The organism is Algibacter sp., assembly GCF_049667265.1.
Classification (GTDB): domain Bacteria; phylum Bacteroidota; class Bacteroidia; order Flavobacteriales; family Flavobacteriaceae; genus Algibacter_B.
Genome location: NZ_JBATHX010000012.1, coordinates 1 through 20741, shown reverse-complemented (window position 1 = coordinate 20741; position 20741 = coordinate 1). Strand labels below are relative to the sequence as shown.

Annotated in this window: 21 protein-coding genes and 3 pseudogenes; 10 read left to right on the top strand and 14 right to left on the bottom strand. The window is 33.5% G+C overall.

The genetic code is table 11. The features are described 5' to 3' along the window. From WBN21_RS00485 to WBN21_RS00475, 3 genes and pseudogenes are all read right to left on the bottom strand, one after another. A pseudogene (locus WBN21_RS00485) lies at positions 1 to 126 on the bottom strand (DUF4268 domain-containing protein); the annotation flags it as partial. A gap of 95 nt (positions 127 to 221) precedes the next feature. Next, positions 222 to 896, bottom strand: a complete 675-nt coding sequence (locus tag WBN21_RS00480; protein WP_424197357.1) for a ZIP family metal transporter — start codon at positions 894 to 896, stop codon at positions 222 to 224. A gap of 116 nt (positions 897 to 1012) precedes the next feature. Continuing rightward, positions 1013 to 1744, bottom strand: coding sequence for a class I SAM-dependent methyltransferase (locus tag WBN21_RS00475; RefSeq protein ID WP_424197356.1), 732 nt, complete (start codon positions 1742 to 1744; stop codon positions 1013 to 1015). Positions 1745 to 2086: 342 nt separating this feature from the next. Here WBN21_RS00475 and WBN21_RS00470 point away from each other — a divergent pair, with 342 nt between their 5' ends. Together WBN21_RS00470 and WBN21_RS00465 are read left to right on the top strand one after the other, a co-directional pair. Further along, the gene (locus WBN21_RS00470; protein WP_424197355.1) at positions 2087 to 3250 is read left to right on the top strand and encodes a THUMP domain-containing class I SAM-dependent RNA methyltransferase; all 1164 of its coding nucleotides are present in this window, start codon (positions 2087 to 2089) and stop codon (positions 3248 to 3250) included. 91 nt (positions 3251 to 3341) lie between these two features. After that, positions 3342 to 3815 (top strand): OsmC family protein, encoded by a 474-nt coding sequence (locus tag WBN21_RS00465; RefSeq protein ID WP_424197354.1) that lies wholly within the window; start codon positions 3342 to 3344, stop codon positions 3813 to 3815. Positions 3816 to 3831: 16 nt separating this feature from the next. Here WBN21_RS00465 and WBN21_RS00460 read toward each other — a convergent pair whose 3' ends face one another. The 5 genes and pseudogenes from WBN21_RS00460 to rlmD form a co-directional block, all read right to left on the bottom strand. Continuing rightward, complete coding sequence (locus tag WBN21_RS00460) at positions 3832 to 4872, bottom strand: agmatine deiminase family protein (RefSeq protein ID WP_424197353.1); 1041 nt, start codon at positions 4870 to 4872, stop codon at positions 3832 to 3834. A gap of 2 nt (positions 4873 to 4874) precedes the next feature. After that, a pseudogene (locus WBN21_RS00455) lies at positions 4875 to 5762 on the bottom strand (carbon-nitrogen hydrolase). A 45-nt stretch (positions 5763 to 5807) separates the two neighbouring features. Beyond that, positions 5808 to 6536 carry a DUF6048 family protein gene (locus WBN21_RS00450; protein ID WP_424197352.1) on the bottom strand — a complete coding sequence of 243 codons (729 nt, stop codon included), beginning with the start codon at positions 6534 to 6536 and terminating at the stop codon, positions 5808 to 5810. Continuing rightward, positions 6502 to 7038: a DUF6452 family protein gene (locus tag WBN21_RS00445; protein WP_424197351.1), complete on the bottom strand. Its 537-nt coding sequence runs from the start codon at positions 7036 to 7038 to the stop codon at positions 6502 to 6504. Before WBN21_RS00445 ends, WBN21_RS00450 begins: the two co-directional genes overlap by 35 nt. A 6-nt stretch (positions 7039 to 7044) precedes the next feature. Then, positions 7045 to 8460, bottom strand: a complete 1416-nt coding sequence (rlmD, locus tag WBN21_RS00440) for a 23S rRNA (uracil(1939)-C(5))-methyltransferase RlmD (RefSeq protein WP_424197350.1) — start codon at positions 8458 to 8460, stop codon at positions 7045 to 7047. Between the two features lie 120 nt (positions 8461 to 8580). On the opposite strand from rlmD, the gene WBN21_RS00435 reads away from it, so the two are divergent. The 5 genes from WBN21_RS00435 (at position 8581) to WBN21_RS00415 (ending at position 11991) form a co-directional block, all read left to right on the top strand. Beyond that, positions 8581 to 9072 carry a hypothetical protein gene (locus WBN21_RS00435; RefSeq protein WP_424197349.1) on the top strand — a complete coding sequence of 164 codons (492 nt, stop codon included), beginning with the start codon at positions 8581 to 8583 and terminating at the stop codon, positions 9070 to 9072. Beyond that, on the top strand, positions 9069 to 9620 hold the full coding sequence (locus tag WBN21_RS00430; RefSeq protein WP_424197348.1) for an RNA polymerase sigma factor: 552 nt from the start codon (positions 9069 to 9071) through the stop codon (positions 9618 to 9620). The genes WBN21_RS00435 and WBN21_RS00430 overlap by 4 nt, the downstream gene beginning before the upstream one ends. Continuing rightward, positions 9610 to 9996 (top strand): DUF6768 family protein, encoded by a 387-nt coding sequence (locus WBN21_RS00425; RefSeq protein WP_424197347.1) that lies wholly within the window; start codon positions 9610 to 9612, stop codon positions 9994 to 9996. Before WBN21_RS00430 ends, WBN21_RS00425 begins: the two co-directional genes overlap by 11 nt. 243 nt (positions 9997 to 10239) lie before the next feature. After that, complete coding sequence (gene rocD, locus WBN21_RS00420) at positions 10240 to 11520, top strand: ornithine--oxo-acid transaminase (protein WP_424197346.1); 1281 nt, start codon at positions 10240 to 10242, stop codon at positions 11518 to 11520. Between the two features lie 15 nt (positions 11521 to 11535). After that, positions 11536 to 11991, top strand: a complete 456-nt coding sequence (locus tag WBN21_RS00415; protein WP_424197345.1) for a DUF5362 family protein — start codon at positions 11536 to 11538, stop codon at positions 11989 to 11991. 80 nt (positions 11992 to 12071) lie between these two features. Here the strand turns inward: WBN21_RS00415 and WBN21_RS00410 are convergent, their stop codons facing one another. The 3 genes from WBN21_RS00410 to WBN21_RS00400 all read right to left on the bottom strand — a co-directional run bounded on the left by WBN21_RS00410 (position 12072) and on the right by WBN21_RS00400 (position 14644). Continuing rightward, positions 12072 to 12398: a CCC motif membrane protein gene (locus WBN21_RS00410; protein ID WP_424197344.1), complete on the bottom strand. Its 327-nt coding sequence runs from the start codon at positions 12396 to 12398 to the stop codon at positions 12072 to 12074. 8 nt (positions 12399 to 12406) lie between these two features. Next, positions 12407 to 12682, bottom strand: coding sequence for a DUF2752 domain-containing protein (locus WBN21_RS00405; protein WP_424197343.1), 276 nt, complete (start codon positions 12680 to 12682; stop codon positions 12407 to 12409). Between the two features lie 69 nt (positions 12683 to 12751). After that, the gene (locus tag WBN21_RS00400) at positions 12752 to 14644 is read right to left on the bottom strand and encodes a T9SS type A sorting domain-containing protein (RefSeq protein ID WP_424197342.1); all 1893 of its coding nucleotides are present in this window, start codon (positions 14642 to 14644) and stop codon (positions 12752 to 12754) included. A 172-nt stretch (positions 14645 to 14816) separates the two neighbouring features. Between WBN21_RS00400 and WBN21_RS00395 the strand changes: the two genes are divergently transcribed. Continuing rightward, the gene (locus WBN21_RS00395) at positions 14817 to 15008 is read left to right on the top strand and encodes a hypothetical protein (protein ID WP_424197341.1); all 192 of its coding nucleotides are present in this window, start codon (positions 14817 to 14819) and stop codon (positions 15006 to 15008) included. 2 nt (positions 15009 to 15010) lie between these two features. Next, complete coding sequence (locus WBN21_RS00390; protein ID WP_424197340.1) at positions 15011 to 15574, top strand: Smr/MutS family protein; 564 nt, start codon at positions 15011 to 15013, stop codon at positions 15572 to 15574. Here the strand turns inward: WBN21_RS00390 and WBN21_RS00385 are convergent. Further along, positions 15571 to 16491 (bottom strand): hypothetical protein, encoded by a 921-nt coding sequence (locus tag WBN21_RS00385; RefSeq protein ID WP_424197339.1) that lies wholly within the window; start codon positions 16489 to 16491, stop codon positions 15571 to 15573. The genes WBN21_RS00390 and WBN21_RS00385 overlap by 4 nt on opposite strands. A 136-nt stretch (positions 16492 to 16627) precedes the next feature. Here WBN21_RS00385 and WBN21_RS00380 point away from each other — a divergent pair, with 136 nt between their 5' ends. Beyond that, the gene (locus WBN21_RS00380) at positions 16628 to 17767 is read left to right on the top strand and encodes a cysteine desulfurase family protein (RefSeq protein ID WP_424197338.1); all 1140 of its coding nucleotides are present in this window, start codon (positions 16628 to 16630) and stop codon (positions 17765 to 17767) included. Between the two features lie 4 nt (positions 17768 to 17771). On the opposite strand, the gene WBN21_RS00375 is transcribed toward WBN21_RS00380, so the two are convergent. Continuing rightward, positions 17772 to 20291, bottom strand: a complete 2520-nt coding sequence (locus WBN21_RS00375) for a TonB-dependent receptor (RefSeq protein WP_424197337.1) — start codon at positions 20289 to 20291, stop codon at positions 17772 to 17774. Then, positions 20245 to 20741: pseudogene (locus WBN21_RS00370) on the bottom strand (M23 family peptidase); the annotation flags it as partial. The pseudogene WBN21_RS00370 and the gene WBN21_RS00375, both read right to left, overlap by 47 nt.

The following is a 20741-nucleotide window of genomic DNA, read 5'->3' as shown; positions in this document are numbered from 1 at the left end:
AAAATGAAACTTAAAGCTTAAGCCCTTTAATTTAGTATCATATAAAACCCATTTCCGTGGAAACGACTTCCCGAAACTTGTCCAAAATTCTTGTTTTATGCGTTTTGATTCTTCTTTTGAGAACATTGCAAATGCTTTTTTTGTCATTCCCTTGAAGAAGGGAATCCTTTAAATAATTTTAGTTTCAATTAATGAGATTCCCGCTTTCTCAGGAATGACAGTTAAATCAAATAAGCCACGCCAACTCCTAATATTATCGATATAAATTTCGATAAATTAAACTTATGTCCTTCGCCACTTTCAAACAAAATAGTGGTCGAAATATGGAAAAATATACCAATTACCACAGCATTTATCATATGTGCGTAATCGGCAAGAAAAGTTGAGTTATGCGCAATATAAGTTCCTAAAGGGGTCATTAAAGCAAAAACCAATAAAAAACTACCCACTTTTATTTTAGTGTAATTAGACTGCAGTAAAAACATAGTAATTAAAGTTGCAATAGGAATTTTATGTATCAATACACCATATACCATATCGTTATGGTCGTGAATAGAAAACCCTTCTAAAAAACTATGAATACATAAACTAATAAACAATAACCAAGGAAAATCTGTTTCGTCCTTATGAATGTGAACGTGCCCGTGTTCCGCACCTTTCGAGAATAACTCCAAAACAATTTGCAGCATAATACCGCACATAATAAACAGGCCAGTAAGTTTGGTGTCTAAATGGCTGTAGACTTCAGGAAGCAATTCAAAAAGCGTTAATGCCAATAAAAATGCACCACTAAAAGAGAGTAGGAGCTTAATATTCCAAGACTTTTGCTTTTTAGTAATAAAGGCTATAACAAAACCAATAACAACCGCTAGAAAAGGTAAAAGAAACTTATTCATTCAAAAAAAACTATTCAATTTTTATAAAACTATTTTAAAACACTCAGCAACAATAGGCTAAATTTCTATTATCGACCCGCAAGAGTGAGTATAAATAAATGTCTATTATCGACTGGCTATTTAAAAATCATTACTAAACGTTCCGATGTTTTGGCATTAAACTTACGCAACTTATAATCGCCAAAAATATCAAAAAGGGATACATCAGCCTGCTCAAAAAGCAACTCAAAATCAGCCAAAGTAAACGCTCGCACACGCTCCTGGAAATGATACAATGTATCATCAACCGTAAAAGTAATATCTTTTATTATATATCCATCTTCCACGTAGCGTTTTAAATGGAATTCAATGTCATCTACAGTTTTCACCTCTTCAGGCACCAAATTTTCAATCACAAACTCACTATTCATAAAATCAATAACCCCAAAACCAAATTCGTTCAATTCCGCTTTTATCGCTTTTATGGTTTTTAAGTTATTGGCATCATCCTCGAAATATCCAAAACTGGTAAACAAATTAAAAACCGCATCAAACTGTTTTGGGTAAGGCGTACACATATCGTGGACAACAAATTTTAAACGATGGTTTTCAAACGCTTTAGCAAACTTAATGCTGTTTTCACTCAAATCCACACCCGTCACATCATACCCAATTCTGTTTAAGTATAAGGCATGGCGTCCTTTTCCACAAGCCAAATCTAATATAGTACCACCCTCCGGGATATTCAAATACTCCGATAAGTTTTCCATAAAAGCATGCGCCTCCGTTTCATCCCGTTCCTTATATAAAATGTGGTAAAATGGCGTGTCAAACCAAGAAGTAAACCAAGTCTTTGTATTTTTAGTCATAGTTATTTTTGGGGGTTACCCCCGAGAAATGTTCGGGGGTCAGGCTTTCCGTTACAAGTCCTCGTCACGCTCAAAAGCGCGACTGTGGGCTTTCCACTACAATCCTTAACCCGGATTTATTGATAATACCATTTCAGACTTAAAAAGACTTACTAAAATTGGTCCTTTTTCACCTATACTTCAAAATAAAACTTAACCATAGCTAAGGCTATGCTTGCGCTTTCTTTTTCGCCTATTCAAAAAATTGCTGTATTTTATTTTAGTATTTTTAAATCAGAACTGGTATAAACTTTACGTTTGCCGCAAAATTACGTTATTTTTGCAAGGAATTAGACGAAAAAAATGGGAGAAAATTTCAACATGGTGGCCAAAACACTTTTTGGCTTTGAAGATTTATTAGCAAACGAACTCACACAACTTGGTGCCATGCACGTAAAAACAGGTGTGAGAAACGTTGCTTTTGTGGGAGATAAAGGGTTTATGTACAAATGTAATTTAGCGTTGCGCACAGCAGTTAAAATCTTAAAACCCATCCATTCTTTTAACGTTAGTAGCGAGCAAGATTTATACAATAAAATCTATGCAATGGATTGGACGCCATATTTAAAAGCAACAGGATCTTTGGCTATCGATGCTACGATTCATTCAGATTTGTTTACACACTCGCTTTATATCGCCCAAAAAACTAAAGATGCCATTGTCGATAAATTTAGAGATACTGACGGACAACGACCAAACGTAGATCTTAAATTCCCGGACGTGAAAATAAACGTTCATATTGACAGGCGAAAATGTACCATTTCTCTAGATTCATCAGGAGATTCGCTCCATAAACGAGGCTACAAAACCGCCACCAACATCGCACCCATAAACGAAGTATTAGCAGCAGGATTAATTATGCTATCTGGTTGGGACGGACAATCTGATTTTATGGATCCCATGTGTGGCTCTGGAACCATGCTTATTGAAGCCGCTATGATAGCCTGTAACATTCCGCCAAACCTCATGCGAAAAGAATTCGCTTTCGAGCGTTGGCAAGATTGGGATGTCGAACTTTTTGAAAAAATTGAAGAATCGCTACTTGGTAAAACCCGCGATTTCCATTATAAAATAACAGGTTACGATAAAGCACCAAGTGCCGTTTCCAAAGCTATAGAAAACGTAAAAAATGCCCAACTAGAAGATTTTATTGACGTTAAGCACGAAGATTTCTTTAAAACCCAAAAAGGTGGCGATAACAAACTTCATATGGTATTTAACCCACCTTATGGCGAGCGTTTAAATATCGATATGGAAGAGTTTTATGCCCATATTGGCGATACACTAAAACAAAATTATCCAGGTACCGATGCTTGGTTTATTACCTCAAACCTCGATGCCTTAAAGCATGTAGGTTTGCGACCTTCAAGAAAAATACATTTATTTAACGCCAAACTAGAAGCACGTTTGGTTAAGTATGTTATGTATGAAGGCAGTAAAAAGGGGAAGTATATGGATAAGGATTAATTTCCTGCAAAAGCAGGAATCGCATTAGAATAATACTAAGCGATTTCTCCAAGTGTCGGAATAACAAAATACCCATCTAAAATATTGGATTATGTCTTTTAATCACATCTTTAAAGCTACTGTAAACTGGCAATTAGGTATTAATGAAACCACTCAAAACCCAAAGGGTTTTAGTCGAAATCATAAGGTAGTTATTGCCAACAAAAAGACACTTTTAGAAGTTTCGGCAGCAAATGCGTTTAGAGGTGACGATACACTTTATAACCCCGAAGATTTATTGTTAACGGCTTTGGCATCTTGCCACATGATGTCTTATTTATATGTTTGTTCACAAAACAATATTGAAGTTTTAAGCTATACCGATACTGCCGAAGCTATCCTTAATGTTGAAGCATCGGGTAGTGGGCATTTTAGTAAAGTATCCTTAAAACCTGTGGTAACAATTAAAAATGCCTCCCAAATAGAATTAGCCAAAACACTACATACTAAGGCAAATAGCTTATGTTTTATTGCAAATTCTTGCAATTTCCCAATAGAGCACTTTGCGGAGATAAAAATGGGGTAGTTTTTTTCTTGGATAACTATCTAGGTATTTGCTGACTTAAACAATGTAAAGTACCAAACCCCCAAATAAAATCGGTGGCTGCAATACCAATAATCTCTCTATCAGGAAAACAATCGGCAAGAATGTAAAGCGCAACACGGTCGTTAGCATCATTAAAGGTTGGTACTAAAACGGTTTTATTTAATATCAAGAAATTGGCGTAACTCGCAGGAATTCGGATGCCATCAAAATCTAAACGATTTGGCATTGGTAAGGTTACTATATTGGGTTTTTTGCCGTTTTCTAAAGTGGCAGCTTCAAGGCGTTTTAAGTTGTCTTGAAGGGGCTTGTAATTTGCGTCTTTAGGATCTGATTCTACTACAGTTACAATTGTGTTGTCGTTTATAAAACGAGCTAAATCGTCTATATGGCCGTGGGTATCATCACCTGCAATGCCATCGCCTAACCAAATCACATTAGTTATTCCTAAATAGGTTTTAAAAACGGTTTCGTAATCTGCTTTTGTAAAACCTTTGTTTCGAACTTGGATGTTTGGATGTAATAAACATTCTTCCGAAGTAATTAAAGTACCTTTTCCATTTACGTCAATAGCACCACCTTCTAAAATAAAAGGTTTGCCATTGTGAAAAGCTTGTTCTAATGGGATGTTTAAAAATTCAGCAACTTTCGCAGGAACATGTTTGTCTAATTTATAATTGCCATATTTTGCCCAACCATTAAAGTTGAAATTCATAGCTTTTCTGGTGCTACCGTTTTTTACAATAATAGGGCCTGAATCGCGCATCCAACTGCGGTTGGTTTTATGAATGAGGAACGACACATTTTTTAAATTCACATGCGCCATAGTTAGCATGTCAGTGACTTTGGTTTTCAGTTTTTCATCTGCAACTATTAGAATCACTTCTTCAATAAAAGCTACTTTTTTTATAAACTCAACAAATGCCCATTGCACCGCTTCGTATTTTCCTGGCCAGTCGTTGCCATTATGAGGAAAACATAATAAAATACCTTGCTGTTTTTCCCATTCCGCAGGAAACCGCCAATTGTTTTTACTCATAATTAATCGATGACTCTTTTAGTAATATCTCCGTATTTGTCAATGCGTCTATCTCGTAAAAACGGCCAATTCTGACGTACATTTTCTTGAAGACTTAAATCGACTTCAGCAATCAATATTTCTTCTTTATCAACAGAAGCTTGTGCTAATATTTCACCTTGCGGACCTGCAATAAACGACGAGCCCCAAAATTCAATTCCAGAAGTATTTGGTAAATATTTTTCTAATCCTATTCTGTTTGCTGCAGCTACATAAATGCCATTTGCTACCGCGTGGCCTCGCATTACGTTCATCCAAGCACCTTGTTGGTTTTCGCCATATTGTGCTTTTTCTTGAGGATGCCAACCAATAGCTGTAGGGTAAAATAACACTTCAGCACCTTGTAAAGCGGTTAATCTTGCCGCTTCAGGATACCATTGATCCCAACAAATTAAAGTGCCAATATTTCCTTTTTTAGTAGGGAAGGATTTAAAGCCGATATCGCCAGGCGTAAAATAAAATTTCTCATAAAAATGAGGATCATCTGGAATATGCATTTTTCGGTACAATCCAGCTTCAGAGCCATCGGTATCAATAATATATGCGCTATTGTGATATACGCCTGCCATTCGTTTTTAAAAAAACGGTACAATAATAACGACGCCTAGTTCTTTTGCTAAATCACTAAAGGCTGTAAATGAGGTGCTATAAAGTGGTTCCGCGTAAGCGAAATTATCAACATCTTCACTTTGGCAGAAATAATGACTGCTATATAATTCGGGTAAAGAGATGACTTCTGCACCTTTTTTGGCAGCGTCTTTTACCCATTGGATGCATTTTTTTAGATTGTTTTCAGGCGTGTTATTCAAGTTTAATTGAATGACAGCTATTTTGTATAGGTTTTTTGGCATTTCCGCGTATTCTAAGTTTTGTACAAATATAAATTTTTTAAAAGACTATTTAGCGCGCTTGTAAAGTGGAATTCTATAAGCTAAAAAGTAACTATATCCAGCACCAATTCTGCCGCTATCATAAGTTTTTCCATATCCAGGAATATATACGTTTTCAAAATTATTAGGATTGGTTTCAGTAGCCAATACCTTCAATTGTAAATTTAAACCAATGTAAAAGTTATTCATTATTTCGGCTTTCATTCCTATCATACTTTCTGCCCAAAATGCCGTCAATCCAGTAAATTCTTGTTTGGTATCTGATGTTAGCTGGGGTGTCCAATATTGGTCTGTGCTGTAAACCGTATAACTGTTTAAATCATGACTAAAGGAACTGGCACCAACTCTGAAACCAGCATAAATCATGTTATCCATGTTCAACCAGTTTTGGTACATGTTAAAATCTACACCGCCCTTTAAATAACTTCCTTTGGTGGTTATGTTTAAATAGTCATTAATGGTGTTTTTTTCTTCAATACCAATTTCTCCAGCAACATATAGTTTCTCTTTTAAGCGATAATCTGCTATAATTTCAAAACCAGAATAATCGTCGTCAAGAGTGGTTCTAATGAGTTTACCAATATCGCCACCTATACGAAGTCCGTATTTAAGTTTAACGGTTTTAGAATCATCTATTGGATTAGCAATACTATCCTTCTGCGCATTAACGAACACACAGAAAAACAGCATACAAGCTAGGCTAAATCGTAATGTTGAAGTGTGTTGTTGTCTCATCTTCTACAGATTGGTTATCAGTTAAAGGCTCTCTTGAAAGCAACCAGTTATCACCATCATTAACAATAGTGAGTGTTACATTCTTAAAAATAGTTTTATATCCACAGGCTCGAGAAACATAAACGTCCTCTCTACTATAATTTAGTATAATTCGGTCTTGATTTCCGTCAATATAATCATCAGTAGCATCATCTGGTGTACCGTTATTGTTCACCTCGGCATCTTCAATTAAAATATACTCAGTCGTGTTATCTGTTGTTTTTAATGGTAAAGTAACCGTATTGGAAGTTGTAAAATAATAATCAGATATAAAGGCTTCATTATCAACACCAATAACTACTAAATCAAACACATTTTTAGAAACATCAGGATCTGTTGCGTCAATAAAATCAATAATTAATCTTGGAGTAGTGGATGTAGAATCCGGACAAATATCATCGCGTTCGCAACTATAGTTTCCAGCTATAATTAGAATGATAACAAGTAGGCTTATTTTTTTCATCAAAATTTATCTTCTTTCCAAAAGTACAACATTTTCCACATGAAAGGTTTGTGGAAACATATCAACAGCTTGGGTTTTAATGACTTTATATTGCGCATCCATTAAGGCTAAATCTCTTGCTTGTGTGGCGCTGTTACAACTTACATATACGACACGTTTTGGTGCAATGTTTAATATTTGTTGTACAACATCTTTATGCATACCATCTCTTGGCGGATCGGTAATAATAACATCGGGTTGTCCGTGCGTTTCAATAAATTCATTATTAAAAACCTGTTTCATATCACCAACATAGAATTCAACGTTATTAATGTTATTTAATTGTGCATTTTCTTTGGCGGCAGTAATAGCATCGGGAACAGATTCTACACCAATAACTTTACTAGCTTGTTTAGCTACAAATTGAGCTATGGTTCCTGTACCTGTATATAAATCGTAAACCAATTCATTTCCTGTTAAACCAGCAAAATCTCTGGTGATTTTATAAAGTTCAAAAGCTTGGTTTGAGTTTGTTTGGTAAAAGGATTTTGCATTAATTTTAAACCTTAAGCCTTCCATATCCTCAAAAATATGATCGTTTCCTTTATAGCAAATCACATCTTGGTCGTAAATAGTATCATTGGCTTTTCCATTAATAACATATTGTAATGAGGTTATCTGCGGAAAGGTTTCTGCAATAAAATCGAGTATTAACTCCCGTTTAATTTTATCTTCCTTAAAAAACTGAATCATCACCATAATGTCGCCAGTTGTTGATGTTCTAATCATCATGGTTCTTAGTAATCCCGTTTGATTTCTAGTATTAAAGAATTCCAAATCGTTTTCAATAGCAAACTGTTTAACAGCATTTCTAATAGCGTTTGAAGGATCGGCTTGTAAATGACAAGTTTTTATATCAAGGATTTTATCCCACATCCCAGGAATATGAAATCCGAGGGCATTTTTATCGCCTAAATCTCTATCAGATTGTATTTCTTCTAGTGTTAACCAACGACTATCGCTAAAGGAGAACTCCATTTTATTCCTGTAGAAATATTGTTCTTTTGAACCAAGAATAGACGTAACCTCAGGCAATTCAATATGCCCAATCCGAGTTAAATTATTGGTCACTTCTTTTTGCTTATAAAACAATTGATGCTCGTAACCCATATCTTGCCATTTGCAACCGCCACAGGTTCCAAAATGGTCGCAAGCAGGCTCCGTTCTTTTATCTGAAAGTTTATGAAAAACGGTTGCTTTTGCTTCATAATAGGCTTTACGCTTTTTAAACGTTTGTGCATCAACCACATCCCCAGGTACAGCATTTGATAGAAAAATTACTTTTCCATCTGGTGCTTTGGCTATTGTTTTTCCTTTTGCAGCAGCATCAATAACTTCTACATTTTCAAAAACTTGTTTTCTCTGTTTACTTCTTCTTGACATGCTGCAAAAATAATAATAGGATTAAATATATGTTGTTTTATTTCCATTAACTTTAAAGGAAATTCAAATTCCTCTAAAATAAAATGAACCTTTTCAATTTTTTGTCGTCTTTAGAGTAGAATGAACGTAGTAAACATACATAAACGGCATATTAACCAACCAAAAGCAGACGTTGTAAGGCTAATAAAAACCTTATCTAAAAAGGAAGATAAAGTGTGGCCGAATGATAATTGGCCACCAATGCGTTTTAAAAATGGTTTGAAAGTTGGCGAAAAAGGGGGGCATGGAATCATTCGATATGAAGTGGAAGCATTTTTTCCAGAAAGATTAATCGTTTTTAAATTTCTACAACCGAAGGGATTTAATGGGATTCATAAGTTTGAAATTGAAGAAATTAATGCCAACACAACCTTAGTGACCCATAGTATTATTATGAAAACCATGAATTTTATGACGACGTTAAAATGGGTTTTGGCTATCAGATGGCTTCATGATGCTTTAATTGAAAATGCGTTTGATACGATTGAAAACAATTCGTTGGAAATAAAAAAGCATACAACATGGAGTATTTGGGTGGAGTTTTTACGGTTTATTCTAAAAAAGATTAGGTGAAAAACGATAAGGCTATTGATGGTTTGTTGGTTCGGCAATTTCAATCTGGAAATACGATTGCGCTGACTAAATTGGTGAAACGATGGCATAAAACGTTTTGTGAAAAAGCTTATTGGATAGTTAAAGATGCTGATGTTGCCAAAGATATTGCTCAAGATTCTTGGAGTATTATAATAAATAAAATAAACCAATTAAAAACGCCTGAAAGTTTTGGTAGTTGGGCGTTACAGATTGTTTACTCAAAATCTTTAGATTGGATTAAGGCTAAAAAAAGAAAACAACAACATAACAATGCATATAAGCAAGAGCAAACTATTCTTGCAATTGAAATTGAGAATGATGATTTAATTAAAAAGCAATTACTAAAAACTATAAAATCACTAAGTACAGAACAGCAAACGGTTATACAACTGTTCTATGTTCAAGATTATTCATTAAATGAAATTAGTGCTTTTTTAAATATACCGACAGGAACAGTAAAATCTAGGTTATTTCATGCCAGAGAAAAATTAAAACAAAAATTAAAACATAAAAATTATGAAAAGTGATAAAGAAAGTATCGATAAATTAATTAAAGACACCTTAACCGAGGAAGAATCTAAATTTTATGATGAATTAGATGAGCAAAATGTACTTCAAATGATTTTTGGGTTATTCCGAGGAAAGAATAAATGGTTGTTAATTTTGATGAATATAATGACTTTAGTATTCTTTGGATTATTCATTTATTGCCTCGTTCAATTCTTCAATTCTGAAATAACTTTCGAAATGATAAAATGGGCAACGGGCAGCATCATTTTCCTATTAGGCGTAAGCATGCTAAAAGTTTTTGCTTGGATGCAAATGGATAAAAATGCCATTATGCGCGAATTAAAACGGCTTGAACTACAAGTGTCTTCCTTGTCCGGTAGAATGTCTCATTAATTAAAAAAAACTACTTAGTTTAAAACTAAGTAGTTTGCCATTTATTAAGGTTAAGTATTATTCTTTTAAAGTCTATCTTTATCTATTAGACACATAATTTATTGAAAAGACACATTTTTTATTTTTTTTAATTAATTTCGCACTTCCTAGGGATGATTTCTCTCCCACGCTGCTTTTTCGAATCTTCGAAAGAATAAAGGTACAGAAGGAATTGCATTTTTTTAATATTAAATTTTTTTTAAAATGGCAATTTTAGACCAATTAACTTCGCAACAAGCGATCGATTTAGAAAACAAGTATGGTGCACACAATTACCATCCGTTACCTGTAGTTTTAAACAGGGGAGAAGGTGTGTATGTTTGGGATGTAGAAGGTAAAAAGTATTACGATTTTTTATCGGCTTATTCAGCTGTAAACCAAGGGCATTGTCACCCAAAAATTGTTAATGCCATGGTGCAACAAGCACAAACATTAACATTAACTTCCAGAGCATTTCATAACGATATATTGGGAAAGTATGAGAAATTTGCTTGTGAGTTTTTTGGATTTGATAAGCTCTTGCCAATGAATACTGGTGCTGAAGCTGTTGAAACGGCTTTAAAACTTTGCAGAAAATGGGCTTATGAAGTGAAGGGTATTGATGAAAATAAAGCTGAAATTATTGTTTGTGAAAATAATTTTCATGGAAGAACTACTACCATAATTTCGTTTTCCAATGACCCTGTAGCACGTAAAAATTTTGGCCCTTACACCAAAGGATTTATTAAAATTGAATATAATAATATTGATGCTTTAGAGGCGGCTTTAAAATCTAACCCGAATGTGGCTGGTTTTCTCGTTGAACCTATACAAGGCGAAGCAGGTGTTTATGTTCCTAGTGATGATTATCTAGTAAAAGCCAAAACTCTTTGTGAAAAACATAATGTATTGTTTATTGCTGATGAAGTGCAAACAGGTATTGCTAGAACAGGCCGTTTATTGGCAACTTGCGGGAACTGTTCTTGTGAAAATAAAAACTGTTCGGATACTCCAGATGTAAAACCAGATGTTTTAATACTTGGAAAGGCTATAAGCGGCGGTGTTTATCCAGTTTCTGCTGTTTTGGCTAATAATCATATTATGAAAGTTATTAAACCTGGAAACCACGGTAGTACCTTTGGCGGAAATCCTGTTGCAGCTGCTGTTGCGATGGCAGCATTAGAAGTTGTGAGAGATGAAAAACTTGCCGAAAATGCATCAAAATTAGGCGATTTATTCAGAAGTGAATTGAACAAATACATAAAAACCAGCAATATTGTTAGCCTAGTTAGAGGAAAAGGCTTGCTTAACGCTATTCTGATAAATGATAATGAGGAAAGTAATACTGCATGGAATATTTGTTTAGCATTGCGCGATAACGGTTTATTGGCCAAACCAACTCATGGTAATATTATTCGTTTTGCACCACCGTTAGTAATGACTGAAGATCAGTTATTAGATTGTGTGAGCATTATAGTGAAAACATTAAAACAATTTGAAAAGTAAATAAAAATAGGAAATATGGAGCAAAAATCGGCATTTGAAAGTTTTGAGTTAGAAGTTAGTGATGACATAAAAGGATTATTAAAAGAAACCTCCTCATGGACTTATTTTTTATCGATACTTGGATTTATAGGGATTGGATTTTTAGTGATTTTTGGAATTTTTTTTGGTGCCATAATGAGCAATGCTTCAGGTTTAGGTAACGCTAACCCTTATGAGAATTTAGGATTTTCAATGGGCTATTTCGGACTCATTTATGTGGTTTTGGCCTTGGTTTACTTTTTTCCAATTTTTTACTTGTTTAATTTTTCACGAAAAATGAAAAGTGCATTAACTAGTTCTAATAATGAAGATTTTAAAGCAGCATTTACAAACCTTAAATCGCATTATAAATTTATGGGCATTTTTACACTTATTATAATTTCAATCTATTTATTGATATTTATTGGAGCTATGGCTAGTGCATTGTTTTAGTTGCAAAAAGGAATTTAATAGAAAGTATAAAAAAAGGCGACCAATTATTTGGTCGCCTTTTTTTATATAATAAATGCTAATTATTGGTTTTGATATTGTTCCATCATCTCTTGTGATCGTTGCATCATTTCATCCCAACCTACAGTTGAAATTTGATAAACTGTATAAATAAGATAAAGGATATTTATTACTAATATCACTAAAGCAACCGTTTTTGCTGTATCCATGGCTTTCACACTTGCTGTGTCAAAATTTTCCGGATTAAGTTTTGCTTCTTTCAATTTACTGGTTGCAATAAAAAAGGCAATACCAGCTAATATAAATCCAAAACCGCCCATACAGCAGCATAAAAGACCTAAAATTGCTAATACGTAAACAAGCGTCGGGTTGAGTTTTTGTTGTTCCATAGTGGTTTTTAATTGGTTATTTTAATAATATAACTTGTTATAATGGTTACGACGGTTACAATTGCCAAAGCACCAATTATTTTATTTGAATGTTTAAATTTAAAGAAAATATTTATTCCGATGAATAAAAATAGCGTAATTAAACTATAAATAGCGGGATATATTTGGAAAGCAGCAACAAATTCACCTTGTAAAATCAAAGAAATAGCGCGTTGAATACCACAGCCCATACACTCAATTCCTAAGAGTTCTTTATTTAAACAAGGGAGCATGTATTTATCCATAATTTTGAAAATACCAAAAATGACATGGCTAAAATACTAAAAGTCGATTAAGAAAATGTGGGTGAAATTTTAATTTCTATTTGAAACTATAATTTTTTTGTTAATAACCTGATGGTCATCCAAGTCAATTTTAACAATGTAAACGCCGTCGCTTAGAATCTTCGTTGAATACGAATGGTTTCTTTTATTAGAAGCAATATATTCATTCATGACTTGTTTTCCAGAAACATCAAATAAGCTAAGTGATTTCATATTTAAGCCATTCGGGTTTATCAGGTTCAACTGTGAAAGATTGTTGTTTTGAATAATTTTAAAATCTGTAAATGTATCTTCAGAAGTACTTAAAACGGTACCTTCTTTGAAAGTAACCTCAAAACGGTCGTTATAAACACCCGCATCCAAAGTAATATTAAATGCGTCGTTTTTAATATTTGAATAACTATTAGTTTCCTTATCAAAGATAAATATATCTACATTTTCAGGGACATCCTTTAGCTTATAAATATTGAGATTAAATTCGGTATTATCAGTTTCAGCTTTTAATCCTAAAGGCAATCGTGTGGTTTCATCAAAATTTATAGATTTAATAACGAGCTCTTTATCACTTGAAAGTAAATAAGCGTCAGAACTTAAGTTATTAATATTTAAACCATCATAAAACCGATTATAGGAATTGTTGTCTGGTGTGTTTTCACGAAATGCAATGACGTTTTCTTTATAAAATGTGTTGTTAATATGTGTGTGAATTCTAATTTCTGGTATGATGGTAGGGTTTTCAAAAATGGTTTTATAATCTACACCATTATGAGACATGGCCACCACTTTATTGGGTGTTTCACTCGATTTAGATTTTTCGGTTTTATTAAAAATGGAGCCGTTTCCAGCTGGTGTTGAGTCTTCTGGTAAATACACACGCATGGCATTGTTAAACGTCACATTACCACCAAGGCCGTTTGATTGAATTACAAATCCTTGCCCAACTGCGGCAAATCGTCTGGAGTTATTTGCGCTAAAATCTGTTGTGTTTCCTGAGGTTGTCGCATTATCGGTTCCGTTACCATTATAGTTTTGAAATGCAGCTGTAGTGAAAGTTCCATTATCGGCAAGGTCGCTTAAATCTCCTGGAGTATAAGTTCCGTAACCACCTTGATAAAAAGCTAAATAGTGGGAGTTGGTTTGTTTTTGTTCCCAAAAAAATAGGTCGCCGCTTATAACTGTGGCAACTCCTGTGCCGCCATCAGCAATACTCGTGTTTTCTATAATAAAGAGTTTTAAATCTAAGGCAGAAGGGTATGGGTTTCCTGTTAAAGTTACTGCTGTGTTTGGGGTTCCAGAAGGTTGGTTGTCAATACCATCAAATGCACAGCTAACAGTAATTGTTCCGTTATTTGGCCTGCCTCTAAAATCTAAAACATTATTAGTATTTGGACTTCCTTTTAAAGTAAAACCATAGCCAGTTCCTGCACTTTCTGTATCAAATATTTGTTTCCAACTGTAATAGCCCTCGCCATCACGCAGGGTATACAACCAATAATTGGAAAGTTCGGTTGCTGTTCCTTCATAAGAACTTGTGTATGCATAGGGGTTTGATACCACGTTGGCCACATCTGTTTCATCATCAGGATCATAAATATTTGAACCATTAAAATCTACATTCGTATTTAATGAAGTATCGGATACACCTACCGGAGAACAAAAATAATTGTACTCATATACACCCGTTGTTTGATTTTGATAAATTGATAACGCTCCAGAATCTGAATTTTTGGTATCGGTATTTTGAACAAGCTGTGAAACACCTCTAAAGTATAGGTTTGACGTTGCAGTATCAAGCCTAATGTCGTCATTTACAAATACAACAACATCTTTAGCAAATAAATAGCTATTGTCATCAACATATAAATCTTGACTAAAAGAGACATTGTAGGCAAGAATAAATAAGATAAAAAATCTTTTAACCATAGACTTGGGAGTCATTATTCTGTTGCAAATATAAAATTATTTTTGAATATAATGCATTTTAACGTCATTTATTGCGTATTATCGATGGTTTTAATTCTGTATTTTTTATTGAAATAAAGGGTATAATGTATTTTTTAGTTTAATTTGCGCTATTATAATTACAATTTTACACATGAAATATTTAAACTATATTTTAATTATTGTTGGGGCTTTTGTTGCTATATATGCTAAAAGTGGTTTAAATCAGAATCAATTTGTACTTATAGGTGGCATTGTGTTACTTATGATTGGCGTTTATCGAATTTCTAGAAATATACCTAGCAGACAAAAAAATGAGGATGATAATAGTGCGAAATTTGATTAATTATGGCATTTAATTTAGGTGATTTCGTTTTAGTTTTAGATGAAGACTTATCTGGTGTTGTGAGTAATATAAAAGGTAATACCATTTCTATTGAAACTGAGGATGGCTTTTTATTAGAATTTCAAGCTAACGAATTAGTAATTAAGGATAGAAAAGATTCCATGAAATCGCAGATATTTTCAAATGCAAATATTGAAACTGTAGTTTCTGAAAAAGAAGCTCCTAAGCGAAAAAATCAACCTAAAGTAAGAGTTAAAGATCGCTATGAACCTACTATGGAAGTAGATTTGCATATTCATCAATTAGTAAAATCTTCCAGAAGCATGTCAAACCATGAGATGCTCACTATTCAATTAGATACAGCAAAACATAAACTTGAATTCGCCATAAAAAAACGAATGCAAAAAATAGTGTTTATACATGGTGTTGGTGAAGGCGTATTAAAAATGGAATTGGAATATTTGTTTGGTAGATATGACAATGTAAAATACTACGATGCCAATTACCAAAAATATGGGTTAGGCGCCACAGAGGTCTATATTTATCAAAATACAACTAATAATTAAGGAAAAGAAGGGGTGACTTTTCTTGAATCTGTTGTGCTAGAATCATCTAAAACGCCAAAATTATAATTATCAAATTTGATTATTCCTAAATCGATATCATAAATGGTTATTGTAATAACATACGTTTGAATTATGGTGTGTTCTCTATAAGCAGTAGCTGGAACAGAAGTTAATACATTAGGATTTAAATAATCCGGACCAACTTCGCTTATGGTTATATCGTTTGCTGGGTTTTGGTCTTGACTATCATTTTCTTCATTTCTAGTATTCACACCATCACCGTCATCATCTTCATCTAAATAATCTGGAATGCCATCAGCATCAGTATCTAAGGCATCACTTAAAACACCATCACTATTGGGGTCTGGATCTTCGTTTTTGGTTAAAATATTGTCGCCATCATCATCAGCATCAATATAATTAGGTAATCCATCACCATCGGTATCATCATCTTCTAAATCACCATTTCCGTTAATATCTTCCAATTCAGCAGCAATACCATCATTATCATCTTCCGTTAAAACTGTTGTTAAAAAAGCACTACCACTTGTGGTTTCAATATCTTCTGTAATATTCACGTCCGAGTTTGGTATCGTATTACAAAACAAGTCACTTGGTAAAGATTCATCGCTATAAGTACGGTAATTAAAAGGGTTTGTAGAACTTATTGTGTAAGTTTTTTCAAATACACCCGTAGCATCAACAACAAAAATATCTTCTAGTGATACATTATTTAGTAATAGTGATAAAGATTCAGAAGGGTCGTCTTTAGTCTTATAAAAAACCAAATCATTGGCACCTTCACAGGCTTCAAATGTCGTGTCGAAATCTAATTCAACAGTAATAATATCTCCATCATCACAAGAATTGAGTAAAATAATATTAATAAATAAAAATACAGAAAATAACTGACGCATTGCATTTGGGTTTTAAGCAAAAATAATAGAATTGTTATTTATAACGCTCGTTATTGATAATAATTTTATTTCAAGTATTTTTGGGGCTTGAAAGCTATTAGTGTTTTAAATGGCTTTGTAATAAAATTAGATGTTTATGAAATCAGTTTATTTTGATAATGCAGCTACTACGCCCATGCGTGAAGAGGTTATTAATGCAATGGCTGATGTTATGAGAACTAATTTCGGGAACCCATCATCTTCACATAGTTTTGGAAGATCCTCAAAAGCGTTAGTAGAAAAGTCTAGAAAAACGATAGCCAAAAATTTAAATGTTTCGGCTGGCGAAATTATTTTCACTTCTGGTGGAACAGAAGCTGATAATTTGGTGTTAGATAGTGTTGTAAAAGATTTAGGAGTTACACAAATAATAACTTCGAAAATAGAACATCACGCCGTTTTACATACCGTTGAAAAATTGCAAAAAGAATTTGAAATTAAGGTGAGCTATGTCGATTTACATAAAAATGGCAAAATAGATTTTCAACATTTGGAAGGATTGCTTAAAAGTGATTTAAAAACATTAGTAAGCTTAATGCACATTAATAATGAAATAGGAACTATTTTAGATATTAAGCAGGTAGCAGATTTATGCAAATTGAATAATGCCTTGTTTCATTGTGATGCTGTTCAATCAGTTGGTCATTATAAATTGGATTTGCAAGATGTTCAAGTGGATTTTTTAGCAGCCTCGGCACATAAATTTCATGGACCAAAAGGTGTTGGTTTTACATTTATTAGAAAAAACTCAGGATTAAAACCCTTAATAGTTGGAGGCGAGCAGGAGCGAGGACTCCGAGCAGGGACCGAAAGCGTGCATAATATTGTAGGTATTGAAAAGGCATTTCAAATCGCTGAAGAAAACTTAGAAAACGAGATGCTTTATATAAAAGAGTTGAAGCAGTATTTTATTAATGAAATGGTGGCTTTAATTCCCGATGTAAAATTTAATGGCAGTTCAAGTAATTTTGATGAAAGCACTTATACGCTTGTTAATGTATGTTTGCCAATACCGCCAAAAAAGGCAGATATGCTTTTATTTCAATTAGATTTAAAAGGAATTGCTTGCTCAAAAGGAAGTGCTTGCCAAAGCGGTAGTTCTAAAAAATCGCATGTTTTATCTGAGATTTTAAGTAATGAAGATTTAGAAAAACCATCCATTCGTTTTTCATTTAGTATTTTTAATACAAAAGAAGAAGTGGATTATGTTATTCGTATTTTAAAAGAATTTATCTAGTAACTTAAAACTTCATGGTTGTCCTCACATTAAAAACACGAGGCGTTAAGTAATTAGGAATAGCAATTTGACGCTTACTACTCACATCTCTTACCCAAGTATTTGTGATGGAATTTTGAACATCGAAAATGTTGAAAATTTCAAAACCAAATGACAATTCTTTAAAAGGTTTTTTCCAACCGTTACTAAATTGTTTTTCAGAATCGACTAAAACATATTGCAAGCCAAAATCGGCACGTTTGTATGAAGGTAATCTGTTTTGATAATCATACGGATCTGCGTAACTAGGAGAACCGCCAGGCAAACCAGTATTATAAACCATATTTAAATACATTTTTAAATTTGGCATATTTGGTACGTAATCTTGAAACAATGCTGCAAATTTTAATCGCTGATCGGTAGGTCGAGAAATATACCCTCGATTATCAATGTTTTCTTCGGTTTTTAAATACCCAAAACTCAACCACGATTCTGTTCCTGGAACAAACTCACCATTTAAGCGCATATCTAACCCATAAGCATAAGCTTCGGCGTTATTGTTCGCTGCATATCGAATACGAACATTTTCAAGCGTATATGGGTTTACATCCGATAAATTTTTATAATACACTTCTGAAGTTAATTTAAAAGGTCTTTCCCACATTTTGAAACTATAATCGTTTCCTAATACCAAATGAAATGATTTTTGAGCTTTTACTTCTGGTTGAATAACACCATTTGCATCGCGTAGTTCTCTGTAAAAAGGAGGTTGGTAATATAAACCACCAGCTATTCTAAACAGCATATCTTTTTCCCAATAAGGTTTAATTGCAAATTGAGCACGGGGGCTAAATACTATTTGATTTGATGTTGAAATACCATCGCCACTCACAGACCAACTGTGCGCACGAACACCGGCATTATACCAAACATCATTAGTTCCTAAATTGCTTCGTTTACTCCATTGGCCGTATGCTTGAAACCTATTTATCTGAGTATTGTTGGTTGCTCTAACATTTTGAAAAGGCACTAATGGTCCTGTAAAAGGTTCGTATGGTTGTTCGTTAGTTGATGTTTTTGGCGGTCGAACTGAAAACCCTGCCGAATCAATAACTTCCCATTCAATCAATCGGTCTCTAATGTCTTCATTCGTATATTTTAGCGACCATTCAAATCTGTTATCATTAACCTTAAAATCGCCTTTGTGTTCAATATTAGTAATAAGGGCATCTAAATCATTTCTTCCATGATTCAATTGGCTGCCAATGCCTTCGGTAAATTCAACCTCGCCTAAATTTTCATCACCTATATTACTATTTACTTCACCTAATCTGTATTGAGCTAAAATATCAAAGTACTCTTCTTCTGTGGTATGATATGTTGATGCAATTAAATGAAGCGTTAAATCATCATTTGCAAAATAGGAGCCTTTAAAAGCTCCAAATAGCGTTTGGTATCTGTCCTTTTCTTGGCCATCATAAAATACTACTAATGCCACGGGATCGCTTAATGTTCCGAAATTAGTTTGACGCGCTTGCGGTTCAAAATTGTATTTATTTATGGAGGCACTTCCTAAAAAGCTTAAATGAAATTTATTAGAAAATTTATAAGTGAAATATGCTTGAGCATCAGCAAATGTTGGTTTGAAATTAGTTTCAGTTTCTTTAGCATTTACCAATAAACTATTATCACGATAACGAAGTCCAACAATACTTGTAAACCTGGAATCTTTACTCATATTTTCAACCGAAAGCGCACCACCTAATAAACTTAAATCGGCATTTACTTCAAATTGATAAGGGGTTTTATAAGTAATATCTAAAACAGACGATAATTTATCGCCATACTTAGCTTGAAAACCACCGGCTGAAAAATCGACATTCTGAACCAAATTGGTATTTACAAAACTCAAACCTTCTTGTTGTCCTGAGCGCACCAAAAACGGACGATATACTTCAATGCCATTTACGTAAACTAAGTTTTCATCGTAATTTCCACCACGAACAGAATATTGTGTGCTTAACTCATTATTATTGCTAACGCCAGGTAAGGTTAAAAGTAAATTTTCAACACCGGCATTGGCGCCAGGAATTTTTCTAATAACATCCGGTTTTATGGTAATAACACCTTCAACTTCTTTTTTCCTATTACTATTAACAATAACCGTTGCTATTTGTTCAATAGTCGAACTCATCACAGGGTTGAATTCAACCGATTCACCATTTTTTAAATTGAATGTGCTAACTATTTTTTTGTGTGAAAGGTGGGTAAACTCTAAGGTTATGTTTTTGTTTGAAGGAATAGAAATGCTATAAAAACCGTTAATATTGGTTTCAGTTCCTTTGTTTTCAAATTGAATGCTTACTTTTTCAATTGGTTGGTTCTTCTCGTCTAAAATAACACCTTTAATGGTTGCGTTTTGAGCAAAACTTAGTGTTAAAAATGAAAAAAATAGTATGGTGGTTATTAGTTGTTTTGCTTTCAAAAGGCTAAAAAGTTTATTTTCTGTAAAATAACGTTTCAAAAGTAGAATTATTTCCAACATTATCAGTAACAATTACTTTTAAATTGTTTTTGGTGTCGGTGATAATGCCATCGTTAAAGTCGTAAGTAAGCGTCTTTGTTTTATAATCGTACTCCATTAAAATCCATTTTCCATTAATAGTTGCTCTATAATTGGATACTCCAGATCCTTCATCATCAATTTTAATTTTTAAGTAACGGTATTTACTTAGCCATTGTTTGTCCTTAAAATTCACAGCCGAAATGGTTGGATTTATAGTGTCCATGGTAAGGGCATAAGTGCCTAATTTTTTGGTGTTTGCAGAAAGGTAATTCCCTTTTCTTTTGGTGTATGTGTATGCTGGATAGTTTTTATAACCAACTAATCTGGCTATGTAAAGCTTGTTTTTATCTTCGTTAGTATATTTACTAACATCATAAGTTATAGTGAAATTCTTTTTGGCAGCCATAACATCTTCATGCAGTTTAAGGG